The organism is Alloiococcus sp. CFN-8, from assembly GCF_049943125.1.
Taxonomy (GTDB): Bacteria; Bacillota; Clostridia; order Clostridiales; family Clostridiaceae; genus JAEXZL01.
Map to the genome: position 1 here is coordinate 3,734,472 of NZ_CP188040.1, position 19,329 is coordinate 3,753,800.

A 19,329-nucleotide genomic window follows, 5' to 3' on the forward strand; every position below is an offset into this window, starting at 1 on the left:
CCTATATGCCAGCAAATATATTTATTATCTTTGCCATTATCCCTAACAAAAATGCTCTAGGTCCAGCAAGGATATAATGTACTATATCCGTTATTATGATAACAAAAAATATGATTGATTGATACCTATAAAGAACATCTCCTATTCTATAAAAGAGCTTAGGAAATATATGTCCAAATACCCTAAAGCCATCGAGTCCAGGTAGGGGCAATAAATTGAAAAGAGCAAGGCTTATGTTTAGAGTCATTGTATAAAACATAATTCTATTAATAATGGAAAAGAGCTCATTATTATAAAGGAATATAAATCTATAAAACAAACCAATAATAACGGCAAATAAAGCTGCTGTAATTATATTTGCAGCACAGCCAGCCAAGGAAACTAGTAGATCATCCCTTTTATAATTTTTCAAGGCTCTTGTATTAACCTGGACAGGTTTTGCCCATCCGAAGCCAAAGATCAAAAGCATTATAAAACCCATAGGATCTACATGCACAAAGGGATTTAGTGTCAATCTTCCTTGAAACTTTTGAGATTTATCTCCCAGCCTGTAAGCTACATATGCATGAGCAAATTCATGGACAGTAAAGGCTATTAATACTGCTGGTATAGATAGTATGATCGCTTCAATATTAAAACTTGAAAACATATTTGTCCTCCTAAAATTTATATAACATATATATTGATTATAAAGATATATCCCCCATTACACAACAGATTATTCTAGGCTTTGTAATATTCATAAACATATCTGTAGTTACCTATACACTCTAGATAAATTATAAACCCATAAGTTATTCTATGGACAAAAAAAGCCCTGTGATATTACTCACTACAGGCCTTTTCTATGATAATTCTATAAATTAGATTCGCTTATTACACTCTTAAGTATTCTTGCTGATTCTTGGAGTCTCTCTTCTTCATCCTTAGCTAATGGTGCTGTTAGAATTCTCTCCACACCATTGCTGCCTACTATACTAGGGATAGCTAAATAAACATCATCTATTCCATACTCTCCTCTGAAGAGGCTAGATACTGATAATATGGTCTTCTCATCCCTTAATATTGCCTCTACAATTCTAGTGACAGCACAAGCTATTCCATAGTTAGTTACACCTTTTCTATTGATTATTTCATAAGCAGCATTCTTTACCTGTTCAGGTATGTGTTTCTTGAAATCAGTGTCGCAACCCTCACATATCTGCTTACAGTAATCGTCAGCACTCATACCAGCAATATTAGTTAAGCTCCAGGCGGCAATTTCTGAATCCCCATGCTCACCGATGATATAGCTATGGACATTTCTAGTATCTATTTCAAAATTTTGAGACAGAATATATCTGAATCTTGAAGTATCCAAAACAGTGCCTGAACCTATAACTCTATTTGCCGGGAAGCCGGATAACTTATAGGTTATGTAGGTTAATACATCTACAGGATTTGAAACAACTAATATAATGCAATTGGGGCTGTATTTAACTACCTGTGGTACTATAGATTCAAATACCTTTATATTTTTATTAACAATATCAAGTCTTGTCTCGCCAGGCTTTTGGTTAACACCTGCAGTAATTATTACAATGTTAGAATCTGCTGTATCTTCATAATCTCCAGCTCTAATATCTACAGCTTTTACAAAGGGAGCTCCATGAGATAAATCCATAGCTTCTCCTTCTGCCTTTTCCTTGTTTAAATCAACTATAACCATATCTGAGGCTACCCCAGCCAGCATTAATGCAAAAGCAGTGGTAGAACCGACAAAACCTGCACCGATGATTGATATTTTATTTGTTTTAATATGCATCCTACTACCTCCGATCAATTTAAAGAATGGTTATCTCATGGTTATTATATATCAATTAATAATAACTATCAAATCAAAACACAGAATTATATTTTATTTTTACCTAAAATCCACCCCTTATACTAAAGCTAATCACTAAAAAAATTTAATATACTTTTGCAAATATTAAGATACTAATAACAATCCTTCTGTTTAATGTCGTATAATTAGATATGAGGTTACTGTTTTTATATAGGTAAACGAATAAGGTAACAGTGATTATGAAGAATATTAATTTATTGCAAATACCTATAGCATTTAACAGATATTATTGAATTTCTACTTTCAAAATATACATTTTTAATATATAATGTCATTTAGTAAATATGTGGAGGGGACAAATATGACTATTAATATAATTGGTGTTCCATTATTTTTAGGTTGTGACAGACCTGGAGTTGAAAAGGGTCCAGACACCTTAAGAAACCATAAGATTCTTAATATATTTGAAGATACTGGTCACGAAATTTACGACTTGGGTAATATATACGTTCCTAAGCTTCCCATAGAGGATAAATACTGCGACCATTATAATATGAAATACTTGTCACAGGTCGCTGATGTAAATAAAAATTTAGCTCATCTTGTATATAGTTCATTAAAAAGTGATAGCTTTCCATTTATTATCGGAGGAGACCATTCCTTAGGCCTTGGTAGCCTCACAGGTGTAAGTAAGTATTTCGGTAAGGATTTAGCCGTTATATGGGTAGATGCCCACGGTGATATCAACACTCATGAAACTTCACCTACTGGTAATATACATGGAATGCCTTTAGCTGCTGCCATGGGTTTAGGCCATGAGAGATTAATAAATCTATATTTTAATGGAGTAAAGGTTAAACCTGAGAATGTGTATATAGTTGGAGCTAGAGATTTAGACGAAGGTGAGATTAAACTTATAGAAGAACATAAGCTAAATCTATGGACTTCTGAGGATATAAAAGCAAAAGGAATGGACGTAGTGGTGTCAGAGCTTAAATCTGCGTTAAAAGCTTCTGGTGTTAATAATGTACATCTTAGCTTTGATATAGATTCTTTAGATTCCTCATTAGTACCAGGTACTGGCACCCCAGTTGCAGAGGGACCTAAGTTAGAAGAAATTAAGCTATTATTATCCGAAATATTTTCAACTCAGTTAATTAAATCCATGGATTTCGTAGAATTTAATCCATCAATTGATAAGAATGACCTCACACTAAATAATTGTTTAGATATTTTAAAGTTTATAGCAAAACATTTAAAGTAATTTTCTATTGATTTAAGGAAAGGATATTCAGGTGTTTTTATGAAATTACTATTTTTCGATACTGAGACTACCAACATAAGGCCAGGAAGTATATGCCAGCTTAGTTACATCATAGTAGACTCATCTGTAAAGCCACAAAAAACTGAAGGAAAAAACTTCTTCTTTACCGTAGAGGAAATGTCCCCTGAGGCAGAGGCTGTTCATGGCTTTTCATTAGAAAAGCTATATACTCTTTCTGAAGGAAGGTATTTCGAAGATAGCTTTGAGGAGTTTATGAAGGATTTTATTCAGGCAGATGTGGTTATCGGTCACAATGTTAGCTTCGATATAAAATTTTTAAAGCATGAGCTAGAGGGTATCGGAGAGATATATGAACCGAAAAGATTATTCTGTACCATGAACTATTATAAAAATGTATGCAGGATATTAAATCCTAGAGGTGAGTATAAAAATCCTCGTCTTGAAGAGGTGGTAAAATACTTAAATATAACCGATGAATTAATTAATTCTACTGCTTCAAGGCTCTTTGAAGGCTCAGGTAATTATCACGATGCCCGCTTTGATACAGCAGCTACATATCTAATAGTAATTGAAGGTATAAAAAAAGGCATTATTCCTCCAGGCTACTTTTCAAAGCTATCAGGTAAATAACGTTAATTTTATGTTTATATTTTGTTAATTTCTTTTTTTGTTCGTACAACTTGAAAATTTTCCTTATAATGTTATAATTAATATATAATTTGTCAAAAACATTATAATATTTTTACCAATTAGGGAGGTACGTACATGAAAAGCTATATTTGTGATGTATGCGGATATGTTTATGATCCAGCAGTAGGTGATGAGGATAATGGAATTAATCCAGGAACAGCTTTTGAAGCGTTACCTGAAGATTGGGTATGTCCTCTTTGCGGAGTTGGAAAAGACCAGTTTTCACCAGTAGACTAAGGACTTATAGAATAAAAATAAAAGACTCCTCAGAGTCTTTTATTTTTTTATTAAATTTCTTAGTAATTCTTGAAGCTCCTTGCATCGAAGCTTATCCATCTCTGGAACCCCATCTAATGCATACTTCTGTTTCATTACTTCGTATTTTACAAGGCCCATTTTATGGTAAGGTAAAAGCTCTACCTTCTCTACTCCCCTAAGACCTTTAATTATATCAGCCAAAGCTCTAATATATTCTTCATTATCATTGATACCAGGTACAACTACCTGACGTATCCACATTTTCTTTTCTAGCTTTTGTGCTGCTCCTAAAAATCTTAAGCTTTCATCTATGGTATGCCTGGTAAGGTTTAAATATCCTTTAGGCTCAATATGCTTAATATCATAAAGAATTAAATCTACATACTTAAGAATCTCTTCATATTTACCAAGGCCACAGCCAGCAGTATCAAGAACTACATGGATTCCCTGCTCCTTACAGAGCTTAAAGGTTTCAATGAGAAAGTCAGGCTGAAGCAGTGGCTCTCCACCAGAAAAAGTGACTCCTCCCCCGGATGCTTTGTGATAGCTTTTAAATTTTAATATCTGTTTTACTAGCTCTTCTGGACTCATCTCCGTCCCTTCAGCTACTGACCAAGTATCTGGATTATGACAGAAGGCACACCTTAAAGAGCACCCCTGTAAAAATACCACTGTTCTTATTCCAGGGCCATCCACAAGACCCATAGATTCTATAGAATGAACTCTTCCCATCATACCCTTTCCTCCTTAGCTTTATAATAGAAAAAGGGGAAGTATATTCCCCTTTCCTTTAAAGAGAACCATGGAAGGTTCTGCTTATAACCTCTAATTGCTGTTCTCTTGATAATCTATTAAACAATACTGCATAGCCGGATACTCTAATTGTAAGCTGAGGATACTTTTCTGGATGATCCATAGCTTCTATTAGTGTTTCTCTGTTAAATACATTAACATTTAAATGATGTGCTCCCTGTGTGAAATAACCATCTAAAACACTTGCAAGATTTTTATTCCTTTCTTCATCCTCTTTACCTAAAGCATCAGGAACTATGGAGAAGGTATTAGATACACCATCCTCACAGATATGTGCATATGGGATCTTAGCTACAGAGTTCAGAGAAGCAAGTGCTCCTTGAGTATCCCTTCCATGCATAGGATTAGCTCCTGGTGCAAAGGCAACTCCTGCCTTTCTTCCATCAGGGGTAGCTCCTGTCTTCTTACCATAAACTACATTTGAGGTAATTGTTAATATAGATAAGGTATGCTTTGCATTTCTAATTAAAGGATGCTTCTTAAGCTCCTTTGAGAACTTAGTTACAACCTCAACAGCTATATCATCAACTCTGTCATCATCATTACCATATTTAGGGAAATCTCCTTCAATCTCAAAATCAACTGCAATTCCCTGTTCATTTCTTATAGGCTTTACCTTAGCATGCTTGATAGCACTTAAGGAATCAGCTACTACTGAAAGCCCAGCTATACCAAAGGCCATTAATCTTTCAACCTCTGTATCGTGAAGAGCCATTTGTCCTGCTTCATAAGCATATTTATCATGCATGTAATGAATAACATTCATAGTATCTACGTAAAGCCTTGCTACCTTCTCTATTACATCAAAGAAACCAGCCTTAACCTTATCATAATCCAGAATGTCATCATTATTTTTTTCAACGCCTTTAATTACAAGCTTCCCCTTCTTTTCATCAACGCCACCATTTATTGAATAAAGAAGTGCCTTAGCTAGATTACATCTTGCTCCAAAATACTGCATCTGCTTTCCTACAGTCATTGCAGATACACAGCAAGCAATTGCATAGTCATCGCCAAACATTGGTCTCATAAGGTCGTCATTCTCATATTGTATAGAGTCTGTTAGTATTGACATCTCTGCACAGAATTTCTTAAAGTCCTCAGGTAAATTCTCTGACCATAGCACTGTCATATTTGGCTCTGGTGCAGGTCCTAAATTAATTAGTGTGTGAAGGTATCTATAGGAATTCTTTGTTACAAGAGTCTTTCCGTTAACACCCATTCCTCCAATTGATTCTGTTACCCAGGTAGGGTCTCCAGCAAATAGATCGTCATATTCAGGAGTCCTTAAATGTCTTACAATTCTAAGCTTTATAATAAACTGATCAATAAGCTCCTGAGCCTCCTGCTCAGTTATTAAACCAGCCTTTAAGTCTCTTTCGATATATATATCTAAGAAGGTGCTTGTTCTTCCCAAGGACATTGCAGCACCGTTGCTTTCCTTAACAGCAGCTAAATAACCTAAATAAAGAGCTTGTACAGCTTCTTTAGCTGTTGCGGCAGGCTTTGAAATATCTATGCCATATTTTTGCGCCATAGATTTCATCATTTCTAGTGCTCTGATTTGCTCTGTAACTTCTTCTCTTTTTTGTATTAATGCCTCAAGCATATCACCCTTAAGGTTTTTTAAATCCTCTTTTTTCTTCTCTATAAGAAAGTCTATACCATATAGTGGTATTCTTCTGTAATCGCCAATAATTCTTCCTCTACCATAGGCATCTGGAAGACCTGTTAAAAGTCCTGCAGAACGGGCAGCTCTTGTTTCATCAGTATAAGCGTCAAAAACTCCCTGATTATGTGTCTTTCTATATTGGTTAAAATATTTATCAATATCTTCATTTAATTTATAATCATAAGCCTCCAGAGAAGTATGAACCATTCTCATTCCACCAAATGGATTTACAATTCTTTTTAGTGGAGCATCAGTCTGAAGACCATAAATCACTTCATTTTCTTTATCTATATATCCTGCATCATAGTTATCGATGCCAGACACCTTATTAACTTCTACATCTAGAACTCCCTTTTCTCTTTCTTTCTTAAGAAGCTCTAACATTTCATCCCATACTGCCTTGGTTCTATCAGTAGGTCCTTGAAGGAAGTTCTTATCTCCTTCATAAGGAGTATAATTTTTTTGAATAAAATTTCTTACGTCAATTTCCTTCATCCAACTACCTGAATTAAACCCCTGCCATTGTATATTCATATACATCCTCCTTTGTTAATTTGTAAACACTTGCTGACTAACAATATATATTATATAACAACACTAAGAATTATGTAATACTTATTATTAATTATTTTACAAAAAAATTTAAGTCGCAATATTACGACTTAAATCCATAGATTATTTATACTGTCCCACATCATCTTCCCTGCTTTTGCTAAAGTAACTAAGCCATATACACTATTAGGAACCTCTGAACTCATCACTGTGAAGGTAAAGTTGCCTTTTTGTAGCCTTATGAGCATAGTGTCATTTTCAATTGAAGTCTTATCTCCAGTTTTATTGGATATATAGCTTTTTAAATCCTCTGAAATGTAAAGAGTGCTTTTACTCTTTAACTGCTGCCTACTTAGAAGATTAATCAAGCCTTCACTATTCTCTTTTGAAAGATAAGTATTGTTCATCAATGCTTTCCAGCAAAGACTCAAATCATAGCTGGTGCTTATATTTTCCTCTTCATCCTTAGATACATCGGAGGTTTTACTTTTTAAGATGGTATTTTTCAATCCAAGCTCTTTAAAATTGTCATTTATCTTTTTCATTCCTACTATACTGATTATTTTATTTGAAGCAGTATTATCACTTTGAATAAGCATAGCTGCTATAAGCTCTTTTAATGTATATTCTCTCTCACCTAGCTCATAGATAATTCCGGTACCGAAAACCTTATCAGATTCATTAATATAATGCTTATCTTCTAAAGTATAATTACCCCTCTCTACTTCCTTTAGTAGCGCTAAAGCAATGGGTAGTTTTATACATCCAGCTGCTATCATAGGAACGTTTTCATTGTAGCCGTAAACGTAACCGCTGCTGATATCCTCGAAATAAAAGCTATATTTTCCTGCTCTAGATTCGAAATATTTTTTTATTTCTTTCATAGTATCCTCCAGTAATGTAGTATATATCGTATTATAACATATGTTAAAATAATTTCAAAGTTAAAGCTCGTAAAGAAAAGCATCAGAAATCTGATGCTTAACCTTTATGCTCCAAAAGAGATTCCTATTTTTTTAGCCATATTTACCAGTTCACCCTGAGGGTCTACATTTTTATCCTTACCAATAACCTCTTCTAGAGGAACACTGGATATATCATTACCCCTTAGGGATACCATATTTCCAAATTTACCAGCATTGATAAGCTCTGCTGCTGCTACCCCATATCTTGTAGATAAAATTCTATCATAGGTAGAGGTATTACCACCTCTCTGTACGTGGCCTAATATTGTAGCACGGATTTCATGTCCTTTCACAATTCCTTCAAGATCAACAGCTATTTTATTACCAACTCCGCCTAATCTTATGGGATCTGGACTATCCGCAACTATCTTACTTACAGTAACCTCTCCATCCTTAGCTTTAGCTCCCTCTGCAACAACTATTATGCTAAAAGGTCTTCCAGCTTCCTGCCTTGCATAAATCTTTTCAGCTACCTTATTAATATCGTAAGGTATTTCTGGTATCAAAATAACATCTGCAGAGCCTGCAATACCTGAATGAAGAGCAATCCAACCAGCGTTTCTGCCCATAACTTCACATACCATGATTCTATGATGAGATTCTGCCGTGGTGTGTAGTCTATCAAGAGCCTCCGTTGCAATATCTATAGCTGTATTAAAACCAAAGGTAACATCTGTCGCAGCTAAATCATTATCTATGGTCTTAGGAACGCCGATAACCTTTACACCCTTTCTAGAGAAATCTCTAGCGCTGGTAAGGGTTCCATCCCCTCCGATTACTACTAATGCATCTATTCCAGCTTTTTTTAGATTTTCAACAGCTACATCAGAAACATCCTTCTTTACAGGAACTCCATTTTCCTCCACAGTATAATCGAATAGATTGTCCTTATTTGAACTGTAAAGAATCGTTCCCCCTTTGTGAAGTATCCCTGATACTGTATCTAAAGTTAATGGAATATAATCGTTGTTGTATAGTCCTCTATAACCATATCTGTAGCCTACTACTTCGTATCCATACTGAAGTATTGCTGTTCTAGTAACAGCTCTAATAACTGCATTCAAACCGGGACAATCACCGCCGCCGGTCAATAAAGCTATCCTTTTGATATCCTGTGTCATGAAATTTCCCCCTTGCTTATATTTAGCAGCTACAATTAATAATTAAGCCTGCTGCTAATATTACTTACAATACTACTTAAACAAGTGAATTAGAAGCTTAATTTTACTGTGTTTATAGATAGATATTTCTATGTTGTAGAATACCACAGTACAGAAGTTTTTTAAAGTATATTTATAATATTTGTCAATTATGGCATATTTAATAATTAAAATTATAAAATTCTACAAAAGTGATAATAAAATTGAAAATCCTCATTTCTAAAATAAATATATAACACCAATGAGCAGGTTAATAAAGGCGAAGATTCTAAGACTTTTCTTCTTTCCTAAAGCTATTAATAAATCTATTGTAAGAAGTGACATTAAAAAGGAAACTAAAATCACTAGGAGATATGTTAAAATAACCTCTGAGTTTAATAATACAGCATCTAATGAAAGGAAGGAAACTAACAGATTTATTATATATATACACAGTGAGCTTATAAGAGAGTACTCTATGCCAGAATAAGTAGAAACACCTATAAGCCAGCAGCCTATCATTCCTCCTATTACAGGAGATATCCCAAAAGATAAAAGAACACACTGTATTATTCCTAAAATTAATACATTTTTTAATGCAACCCTTTCAATTCTGATAATTTTAGAACCTTTTATCCTATTCTTTTTGTATAATCTCTCAGTTATAATAAACAAAATAGCTACAATAATTATTATAATATAATTAACATTGCGAACACCTATCAAATAGCTCTCCTTACTCTTAAATAAAACAATAGCTACCATTGAAGGTAATGAACCAAACACAATATTCTTCCACAGCTTAATATCAAAGTGATTCTCCCCTGTTTTCAAAGGATTAAACCTTGTTCTATATAAGAAGATCACCGCTATTGATGCACCAATGATTCCCATTCCTTTTATTAGCATAATTATACCATCATCGTAGACTGTAATCAGAAGGTTTAAAATCCCCTTTTTTTCAGAATAAGATATTGGTAGATAATAAGAGCCCCCAATTAGCATAGCATATATAAGATTTTTAAAAATTTGAACAAAATCCATTTTCATCCCCCTCATACCATAGAGTTATTATAATTATAACCATTAAAGTAATTATATGTCTATTTATCCGATAAAAAAAACTGTGATTCATCATCACAGTTTTTACATATTGAGAATACCTTTTATAGATATCTTTTATAATTCTTTTGAAATTTTTCTTTTAGACTATTCATCGAAGCAAAATAATCCTCTTTATTCTTCCAAGTATTTTCCGGTATCAATAGCTCCTCAGGAACCATAGGGCAGCTCTTTGGAACCAATAAATCTAATCCCTCATGAAGCCTCCATCCCATCTCCTCTAGAGTTCCATCCACAGCAGCTGAAACCATAGCCCTGGTATATTTTAAAGGTATTCTTCTACCTGTTCCGTATGGTCCTTCAATCCATCCAGTATTTACCATATATACTCTTACACCATATTTATCTATTTTCTCTCCTAGGAGCTTTGCATATTTTTTAGGGTGTAAAGGCATAAAGGGTTCTCCAAAGCAAGTGGAGAAGGTAGCCTCTGGTTCCTTAAGTCCTCTTTCTGTCCCCGCAACTTTACTAGTATAACCAGAGAGGAAATAATACATCGCCTGCTCCTTTGTCAGCTTTGATATAGGTGGTATTACCCCAAATGCATCGGCGGTAAGGAATAATATTACCCTAGGTATTCCTCCTCTTCCATCATCCTTTATATTATTGATATAATTCAATGGATAAGCCGCTCTAGTATTTTCAGTTAATGAATCATCATCATATTGTGGAATGTTTTCATTATCTAGCACAACATTTTCCAGAACACTTCCAAGCCTTATAGCATCATATATATCCTTTTCTCTATCCCTAGATAAATTTATTGCTTTTGCATAACAGCCTCCTTCAAAGTTAAATATCCCATCATCACTCCAACCATGCTCATCATCTCCAATAAGAGCTCTATTAGGATCTGCAGACAATGTGGTTTTACCAGTGCCTGATAGGCCAAAAAGGATAGCCACGTCACCATCTTTTCCTTCATTAGCAGAGCAATGCATCGGTAGCACCCCTCTTTGAGGCAGGAAGAAATTCATAGCTGTAAATATTGCCTTTTTAATTTCTCCACTGTATTGAGTACCACCAATTATTATTGTTTTATCCTTTAAGTTAAGTATTATAAAGGCTTCCGAGTTGAGATTATATTTATCCTTATCAGCTTTAAACCCAGGAGCAGAGATAACAGTAAAACCATCCCTATTTGCAATATCTATTCCTTTTATAAATAGCTGGCTACAAAATAAAGCCTGTGAAGCATATTCACAGATGCATCTTACATTATAAGAATAATCAGCTGCTGCACCAACTCGTCCATTAACAGCGAAAACTTCTTTATCCTTAAGATAATTCTTTATAGACCATAGTAAATCATCATAGATTGCTTCGGTAATAGGTCTATTAACACTTCCCCAATTTATTGTATCATCAGTAATTTCATCCTTTACTATATACCTATCCTTAGGAGACCTTCCGGTATAGCAACCTGTTTTAATAGACAGAGCCCCAGTATCTGTAAGTTCTCCCTCTCCTCTTTTTATAGCTTGTTCAATAAGCTGTACTGGATTCAAACCCTCGTAAACCTTTTCACATATAACTGAATCTTTATAAATAATCATAAGTATCCTCCCATAAGCATTGTAATACTATTATTCCATCTCTTTTGAATTTTTGCAAGAAAAAAACTATTTTTTTGATTATAAATTTCACTTTGTGCAACTTTGTAATCATTATGAGTTAAATTCGATAAATATACTCACTATTATATAGCATATTTGGAATATATAAGCTTCATTAAAATAGTATTTTAATTACTTAACCAATGAATTATTGATGCTAGGAATAGAAATACTTTTATGATATACTCATAATAGTTTTAATTTATACAAATGTTAGGTGGTGTTACTATCAAGATTAAATCAATATTAGCCATAGTGGCTTCTAATATAACTCAATTTCTTTCAAAACATCTTCTCAAGGGAGGCAGCAACTTTCCAGGTAAAATCGCCTTAAAGATTGATCCAAATATATTAGAATACATAGCAGATAATTACAAGGTTATCCTTATAACTGGTACCAATGGAAAAACTACCACCACTAGCATGTTATCTAATGCTTTAAAGGAACAAGGCTTAAAGGTTATTACTAACGAAACAGGGGCTAATATGCTACCAGGCATAGTATCTTGTTTTATAGCAAACTTTAGCTTCTTTAATCAAAAAGAAGAAAGATATGCAGTAATTGAGGTAGATGAAGCTAATGTTAAGTTCATTACAGAAAAGCTAAAACCGAAAATTATTACTATAACCAATCTTTTTAGAGATCAACTAGATAGATATGGAGAGGTTTATACGACTTTAAACAAAATATTAGAGGGAGTAGTTAAGTCCCCTGAAAGCACCTTGGTTTTAAATGGAGATGAGTCTCTTTTAGGAAAGCTTCCTCTTAACAACAATATCCTATATTACGGTTTTAATACCTCTTCAAATCCTAACAAAGAGATTGATATAAATGCAGATGCAAAATTCTGCAAGGTTTGCAAATCACCCTATAAATATAACTTTATTACCTATAATCATTTAGGAGACTTCTATTGTGATAGTTGTGGCTATAAACGCCCTGCTTTAAAATATCAGCTTGACTCAATAATGGAAATGACCTCTGAAAGCTCCTCCTTCACAATTAATGGTACTGTAATTAATTTAAACCAAGGAGGAGTATATAATATCTATAATGCATTATGTGCCTACTCCATTGGTAAGGAGCTTGGTTTGTCAGAAAAATCCCTTCAAGACTCCTTAGAAAAGCAAAACTCAAGCTTTGGAAGACAGGAAAATATATTAATAGGTGATAAAAAAGCAAAAATTATACTAGTAAAAAACCCCGCTGGATATAATCAAGCAATTGATACTATTATGCTTGACGACAGTAAGGCATCCTTGGCTTTTTTACTAAATGACAATTATGCTGATGGTACAGATATTTCCTGGATATGGGATGTTAATTTTGAAGCCTTTAGAGAAGTAAATTATGACGACATATTTATCGGTGGAGAAAGACTCTATGACATGGCTGTTAGGCTTAAAACAGCAGGACTAGATAAGGATAAATTTCTCTTATGTCAAGATTACGATAAGCTCACAGAGAGTCTTAAAAATGCCAAGGGAGATATAATTTATGTTTTAGCAACCTATACCGCTATGATCAATTACAGAAAATATCTTTATTCCAAGGGCTTTATAAAGAAATTATGGTAAGGAGGTTGTTAAATGGAATTAAATATATGTCATCTTTATCCTGATTTATTAAACGTCTATGGAGACTTAGGAAACATACTTATACTAAAAAATCGCTGTGAAGAGAGAGGAATTAAGGTAAATATTCATAACCTTTCACTAGGAGAGCCTTTTCAAAAAGAACTGTATGATATAGTATTTTTCGGCGGTGGCCAGGATTATGAGCAATCCATTGTGGCAGAGGATTTATTTGGAGAAAAACAACAGGCCTTAAAGGAATACGTAGAAGAAGCCAAGGTGCTCTTAGCTATCTGTGGTGGTTATCAGCTTTTAGGTAATTCCTATATAACACCAGATGGAGAAAAGCTTAAGGGTTTAGAAATCCTCGACATCTACACTGAAGGTGGAGATAAAAGGTTCATCGGCAATACTGTGGTAGAAAATGAAGCTTTTAAGGAAACATATGTAGGCTTTGAAAACCACTCTGGCAGAACCTATATTGGTGAATTAGCGCCTTTAGGAAAAGTAGTAAAAGGCTATGGCAATAACGGATCCGATGGATATGAGGGCTGCATTTATAAAAACACCTACTGTTCCTATTTCCATGGATCTCTCCTTGCTAAGAATCCTGAACTAGCTGATAGATTGATAAAAAACGCATTGGAGAATAAGTATGGAGAAGTCAATTTAGAACCATTGGATGATGACTTTGAGATTAAAGCAAAAGAAACTATGATTAATAGGTTGACAAAATAAAACCGGACATTAAGCCCGGTTTTACTTTTTTCCCTTTATTACACCTGAGAGGATTTATTTCTAGCCAAATGTACATCAAGCTGTGGGAGCGGGATTTCTATTGAGTTCTTATCAAAGACTCTCTTAACTTCTTCTTTTAATTCATATATTAAAGGCCAGTAATTCTCATTTAATGTCCATACTTTCAATATATATATCATTGCATTATTACCATAAGTAGATACACCTACAAAAGGTGGCTCTGGTTCCATTAGTATTAATGAATTTTTCTCTATAGCCTTATATAGTATTTCCTTTACCTTATCTATACTTTCCTTATAGCCCACAGAAAATTCTAAATCTACTCTGCGCAGGGCTTCACTACTGTAATTTGTTACTGTGCCATTGGAAATACTTCCATTAGGGATTACTACTAATTTATTATCTATAGTTAATAGCTGGGTATATAAAATTGTTATGGACTTTACCGTTCCGGCAAAATTAGTATATTCGATGTAATCACCAACCTTAAAAGGCCTAAAAAGAAGTATCATAAGTCCTCCAGCAAGGTTACTGAGGCTTCCCTGTAAGGAAAGTCCTATGGCAAGCCCAGCGGAGCCGATTAATGCAACTACATTGGTCATGGGCACACCTAAAACAGCAGCTGCTGTTAGGATTATTACTATCTTTAATATTATTGAAATAAAACTTACTATAAAGGTCTGTACGCTTAAATCAATCCTCCTAAAGCCCTTCCCTCTTTGAATTATTTCAATAAGACGCTTTACTAATTTGAAACCTAAAATCACTATAAATAATGCTGTTATTAAGGTTACTCCTGCGGTCAATGCAAAATCAATTAGTGTATTTATTATTCTATCCATTACCATTGTCCTCTCCCTGTAGTCACTTTATAAAGCTCTTTATAAATTATCTTAGGAGTAAAATTACATAAAAATCCTGTAGCTGAAAACTACTATACTTTGCTTTTAAAGGTATCCACAAAGGCCTTAGTTATCATTGCAGTAAAGCCCCAAATATTTGTTTCATTATAGGTGTAAAAATGCTGAAGCAATTTACCCTTTGTAAAATTATAGGTCTTGCCGCCGGCGATCCGGTGATAGGGAAAATCCTCTGTAATTTGAGGCACTATAGCCACTTCATGGAGCAATGGTTCATTTTCCATGAAAAATCTTAAAGGAATTCTGATAATACTATGTACCTCCGCAGGATTAGGGTTAAGATCATTGTTTTTCAATACACCTACGAAGGGGTACATAATTGAACCATAGGGGCTAACAAGATAATCCATCTCTCCTAGGACTTCTATTTCTTCAGGAGCTATACCCAATTCTTCAGAGGTTTCTCTTATGGCTGCTTCCTTAGGGCTTTCTCCTTCTTCAATCCTTCCTCCAGGGAAACATATATCTCCAGGCTGACTCCTTAAGGTAAGTGCCCTCTTTTCAAAAATAATACACTCTTCTCCTTCATGCTCTCCAATGAGTATCATAACAGCAGCTCTTTTATATTTTCCAATTAAATTTCCTTTTCTATTCAGAAAAATATTCCGTATATTCTTCAAGTACAAATCAATCACCTCAAGGGTATTATACTATTGTTTTCCATAATCATAAAGCTAACATTTTATGTCCTTAAGGTTGTGCTTAAGGTATAATTTTGTTATACTAGCTTTGTTAATTATAAAAACTTACCTGATAGAATATGGAGAGATCGAAGTGAAATTAAAAAGAATAATTAGTATACTAGCAGTTACTTTATCAATAAATTTAATCAGCCCTTTATTTAGCGCGAAGGCAAGTGCAGCAGAGGTTCCGCCGGAAATAATCGGTGATTTTGCAATTACAATAGATGCTGACACTGGAGAGGTTATTTACGCTAAAGCAGCAGATGAAAAATCCTACCCTGCCAGCATAAGTAAGCTTATGACAGCAATTCTTCTGGCAGAAAATAAACAGAAGACAGACATATTACCATTTACTGAAACAGCTCTATCTCAACCGGCTTATTCATTATATAGTAGCTTCGGTCCTATAAACCTAGGCACAACAATGACAGCTGATGATGTAATGAAGGCACTGCTATTATTTTCTGGAAATGATATTGCTTATGTAATATCCGATGCCCTAGCAAATAGCACAGAGGAATTTGCTAATCTAATGAATAGCAGATTTAAGGATTGGGGACTTACAAATACACATTTCACCAATCCCAACGGCCTTCATGATCCTGACCATTATACAACACCTTATGAATTAGCACTTATTACCCAGAAGGCTTATGAAAATCAGTGGGTTCGTGAAGTTATGGCTTTAGAAGAAGACACAATTACCACCTCAAATAATTTACCTATAAAGATTGAAAATCGCAACAAAAATGTAGGAAAAAATGGTGCAATTGGTGGTAAAACCGGCTATACCGACCCTGCTGGAAGATGCTTAGCAGCAATCTATGAAAGAGATGATAGAACTATTATAGGTGTTGTAATGAGATCAGCCTATGATGCTCAGGATATCAGCGTATTTAATGATATGAATGCCATAATCGATTATAGCTTTAATGCTGAAAAGACCACTACTCAAAAAGCAAATGATATAGTAGGTAATTATGAGCTAACCTATAAAGCCTTTAAATTCTTCGGTCCTGAAAAAACTGTATCTGTCCCAATGACCTTAAGGGAAGATGTTACTTTATATGATAATGAAATCAATAAAGCAGAAGCTTCAGGAACCATTTCTGTTTCTGCTAAGGATGCTTGGGAACTAGCCAAGAACCCTGAAGGTACCTATAAGGTTAGTGTAAGAAATAACTCCAAAAATTATACCTTAAATGCAGATATAAGCACCTCTGATTTAATAAAGGAGAACATAGTCCTTTATGCAGTAGCTGCTGTAATTATACTTTTGGCATTAGTTCTGCTTTTCGTTATCATAAAACTTATTGCCAAAGGCCCTAAAGGCTCCAGAGGCTATAGAAGATCAAGGAGAAGAAGCAGATACTAAAAAATAAGAATAATTTTTAAAGAACCTTTTTAAATGTATATAGAATTTTTATTAAGCCTGGTATCACATAGATATCAGGCTTATTATGTTAAATAATACATATGTTCATGATTAATCCTTTAACTCTAATTATGATTGTTACAGCTAATAGGTATATCAGAAAGACGTACAAATACAATTCCTTTATCCTGTAATGTCCTAATTTTATTTTTCAGGGCCTGCACTGTTGTTTTCCCTCCAGCAGGTCCCACATGACCAATAACAATGGCATAGCCTTCCTTTAAAGCTTTATCTCCTGCGGCTTCCAGCTGCTTTTCTATGTATGGAATATTATTATTATGGTCTAAAAACAAATCTCTTTTATAATATTTTATTCCCTCTTCACTGCATATTCTTTCAGCTACCTTAGCATCTGTAGTTTTACTATCCAAAAAGGATAACCTTTTTTCCTTAACAATTTTAAGAACAGCAGATACTACTCTTTCATCCTTCATGGCTTTTGATCCTGTATGATTATTAATTCCTGTTGCATATTTAATGTTATCCAGACCCTCCATAACCCTATTTTCTATTTCTTCTGTGGATAGGTTCACAGTAATACCCTTAGGACCAAGCCAACTAGCCTTCCCTATTTCAGGCTCCATAGGAAGATGAAGTATAACCTCATGTCCTTTATCAATTGCCGCTGCTGCATCTTTTGCAGAGGTTTCTAAAAAAGGCATTACTGCTGCGGTTACAGGTATTCCTAGGTTTAGCATATCCTCAGTACCCTCGCTCCTATTGCCAAAATCATCTATGACCACAGCTATATAACCTTTAGCTTCATCTTTAATCACTGGTGAAGCAACTATATTTTTCCCTATGGTTATAGAAATTATTAGTGCGCTAATAAAAGCTGTTAGTTGAACATTCTTATTTTTTATCATTATAGTTCTCCCCTTAAATATTTATTACTTATAGATTTAAACAATAATAATTAGCAATAACTATGAAGCAACATATTATAACATTGAAAGTATTTATTAGGAGGTTAGTAATGAAAAAACTAATTAAAAATCTAGCTGGTGTTACTTTATTAGTATTGTTATTTTCTACTTTAATATCCTGTAAAAAAGTGGATACACCACCTAAGGATGGAGATAAAGAAATTGTGAAAATAGAGCTAAATGAAGTAACTAGATCTATTTTTTATGCTCCTCTTTATGCGGCAGTTACTAATGGCTACTTTAAGGAAGAAGGATTAGAGCTAGAGATTACAACTGGCCAGGGAGCCGACAAAACTATGCAGCAGCTACTTAGTGGTAGCGTTCAGATTGGATTCTCAGGTCCTGAACAGGTTATTTATATATACAATCAGGGGCGAGAGGATTACCCAGTTGTTTTTGCACAGTTAACTCAAAAGGATGGCTCCTTTCTGGTTAGCAGAACTGAAGAAAAAGATTTCTCTTGGGAAGGTTTAAAAGGTAAAACAGTAGTTGGTGGACGTCCTGGTGGTATGCCAGAAATGGCTCTGGAGTATGTGCTAAAAAATCATGGCATAGATATAAAAAGTGATTTAAATCTCATCACTAATATCGCTTTTAATGCTACTGCCGGCGCCTTCAAGGGTGGAACCGGTGATTATGTTGCCTTATTTGAACCTTCTGCCAGTGCTTTAGAAAAGGAAAACTCAGGACACATTGTAGCCTCTATAGGAAAGTCTGCAGGTACTCTTCCCTACACCTGCTTTTACGCCACAAAATCCTATATGAAGGATAATCCCGAAATAATAGAAAGCTTTACCAGAGCAATATATAAGGGACAGCAATGGGTTAATAGCACCGCAAATGAAGATATAGCTAAGGCGATTATTGATTTCTTCCCTGGTACCGATGAAGCTACAATAATTAAAGTTATAGCTAACTATAAAGAAATAGACGCTTACTCACAAACTCCTTATGTGAAGGAGGAAGACATGACCAGATTGATGGATATAATCCAATCCTATGATTCTCAGCTTATACCTAAACGTCCACCTATAATGGATATTGTAGATAATAGCTTTGCAGAAAAAGTCCTTCAAAAGGAATTAAAGTAACAG

The 19,329-nt window shown here is 34.4% G+C and carries 18 protein-coding genes; 7 read left to right on the top strand and 11 right to left on the bottom strand.

The window, feature by feature from the left end; genetic code table 11:
- Position 1: 1 nt before the first annotated feature.
- Positions 2-649: a site-2 protease family protein gene (locus tag ACPWSR_RS17680; protein WP_426349543.1), complete on the bottom strand. Its 648-nt coding sequence runs from the start codon at positions 647-649 to the stop codon at positions 2-4.
- A 207-nt stretch (positions 650-856) separates the two neighbouring features.
- Positions 857-1,804, bottom strand: a complete 948-nt coding sequence (locus tag ACPWSR_RS17685) for an L-lactate dehydrogenase (RefSeq protein WP_426349544.1) — start codon at positions 1,802-1,804, stop codon at positions 857-859.
- A 382-nt stretch (positions 1,805-2,186) separates the two neighbouring features.
- Here ACPWSR_RS17685 and rocF point away from each other — a divergent pair, with 382 nt between their 5' ends.
- The 3 genes from rocF to rd all read left to right on the top strand — a co-directional run bounded on the left by rocF (position 2,187) and on the right by rd (position 4,037).
- Positions 2,187-3,089 carry an arginase gene (rocF, locus tag ACPWSR_RS17690; RefSeq protein ID WP_426349545.1) on the top strand — a complete coding sequence of 301 codons (903 nt, stop codon included), beginning with the start codon at positions 2,187-2,189 and terminating at the stop codon, positions 3,087-3,089.
- Positions 3,090-3,128: 39 nt separating this feature from the next.
- Positions 3,129-3,740, top strand: a complete 612-nt coding sequence (locus ACPWSR_RS17695; RefSeq protein ID WP_426349546.1) for an exonuclease domain-containing protein — start codon at positions 3,129-3,131, stop codon at positions 3,738-3,740.
- A gap of 135 nt (positions 3,741-3,875) precedes the next feature.
- Entirely contained in the window at positions 3,876-4,037 is a 162-nt protein-coding gene (rd, locus tag ACPWSR_RS17700; protein WP_426349547.1) for a rubredoxin, read from the top strand.
- 39 nt (positions 4,038-4,076) lie between these two features.
- Here the strand turns inward: rd and pflA are convergent, their stop codons facing one another.
- From pflA to pckA, 6 genes are all read right to left on the bottom strand, one after another.
- Positions 4,077-4,793: a pyruvate formate-lyase-activating protein gene (gene pflA / locus ACPWSR_RS17705; protein ID WP_426349548.1), complete on the bottom strand. Its 717-nt coding sequence runs from the start codon at positions 4,791-4,793 to the stop codon at positions 4,077-4,079.
- Between the two features lie 55 nt (positions 4,794-4,848).
- Complete coding sequence (gene pflB, locus ACPWSR_RS17710; RefSeq protein WP_426349549.1) at positions 4,849-7,077, bottom strand: formate C-acetyltransferase; 2,229 nt, start codon at positions 7,075-7,077, stop codon at positions 4,849-4,851.
- Positions 7,078-7,205: 128 nt separating this feature from the next.
- Positions 7,206-7,979 (bottom strand): serine hydrolase, encoded by a 774-nt coding sequence (locus ACPWSR_RS17715; protein WP_426349550.1) that lies wholly within the window; start codon positions 7,977-7,979, stop codon positions 7,206-7,208.
- 104 nt (positions 7,980-8,083) lie between these two features.
- A complete protein-coding gene (locus tag ACPWSR_RS17720) occupies positions 8,084-9,181 on the bottom strand; it encodes a 6-phosphofructokinase (protein ID WP_426349551.1) in 1,098 nt (365 codons plus the stop codon).
- 258 nt (positions 9,182-9,439) lie between these two features.
- Positions 9,440-10,243, bottom strand: coding sequence for an undecaprenyl-diphosphate phosphatase (locus tag ACPWSR_RS17725; protein ID WP_426349552.1), 804 nt, complete (start codon positions 10,241-10,243; stop codon positions 9,440-9,442).
- A 122-nt stretch (positions 10,244-10,365) separates the two neighbouring features.
- Complete coding sequence (gene pckA, locus ACPWSR_RS17730; protein WP_426349553.1) at positions 10,366-11,877, bottom strand: phosphoenolpyruvate carboxykinase (ATP); 1,512 nt, start codon at positions 11,875-11,877, stop codon at positions 10,366-10,368.
- Between the two features lie 315 nt (positions 11,878-12,192).
- On the opposite strand from pckA, the gene ACPWSR_RS17735 reads away from it, so the two are divergent.
- Both ACPWSR_RS17735 and ACPWSR_RS17740 read left to right on the top strand, forming a co-directional pair.
- Positions 12,193-13,515 (top strand): MurT ligase domain-containing protein, encoded by a 1,323-nt coding sequence (locus ACPWSR_RS17735; RefSeq protein ID WP_426349554.1) that lies wholly within the window; start codon positions 12,193-12,195, stop codon positions 13,513-13,515.
- A 12-nt stretch (positions 13,516-13,527) separates the two neighbouring features.
- Entirely contained in the window at positions 13,528-14,250 is a 723-nt protein-coding gene (locus ACPWSR_RS17740) for a type 1 glutamine amidotransferase (RefSeq protein WP_426349555.1), read from the top strand.
- A 38-nt stretch (positions 14,251-14,288) separates the two neighbouring features.
- Here ACPWSR_RS17740 and ACPWSR_RS17745 read toward each other — a convergent pair whose 3' ends face one another.
- Positions 14,289-15,113 (bottom strand): mechanosensitive ion channel family protein, encoded by an 825-nt coding sequence (locus tag ACPWSR_RS17745; RefSeq protein WP_426349556.1) that lies wholly within the window; start codon positions 15,111-15,113, stop codon positions 14,289-14,291.
- A gap of 92 nt (positions 15,114-15,205) precedes the next feature.
- Positions 15,206-15,811 carry an NUDIX hydrolase gene (locus ACPWSR_RS17750; protein ID WP_426349557.1) on the bottom strand — a complete coding sequence of 202 codons (606 nt, stop codon included), beginning with the start codon at positions 15,809-15,811 and terminating at the stop codon, positions 15,206-15,208.
- A gap of 154 nt (positions 15,812-15,965) precedes the next feature.
- Here ACPWSR_RS17750 and ACPWSR_RS17755 point away from each other — a divergent pair, with 154 nt between their 5' ends.
- The gene (locus ACPWSR_RS17755; protein ID WP_426349558.1) at positions 15,966-17,249 is read left to right on the top strand and encodes a D-alanyl-D-alanine carboxypeptidase family protein; all 1,284 of its coding nucleotides are present in this window, start codon (positions 15,966-15,968) and stop codon (positions 17,247-17,249) included.
- A gap of 125 nt (positions 17,250-17,374) precedes the next feature.
- On the opposite strand, the gene ACPWSR_RS17760 is transcribed toward ACPWSR_RS17755, so the two are convergent.
- A complete protein-coding gene (locus tag ACPWSR_RS17760) occupies positions 17,375-18,175 on the bottom strand; it encodes a divergent polysaccharide deacetylase family protein (protein ID WP_426349559.1) in 801 nt (266 codons plus the stop codon).
- A 110-nt stretch (positions 18,176-18,285) separates the two neighbouring features.
- Between ACPWSR_RS17760 and ACPWSR_RS17765 the strand changes: the two genes are divergently transcribed.
- Positions 18,286-19,326, top strand: coding sequence for an ABC transporter substrate-binding protein (locus tag ACPWSR_RS17765; protein ID WP_426349560.1), 1,041 nt, complete (start codon positions 18,286-18,288; stop codon positions 19,324-19,326).
- Positions 19,327-19,329 lie beyond the last annotated feature (3 nt).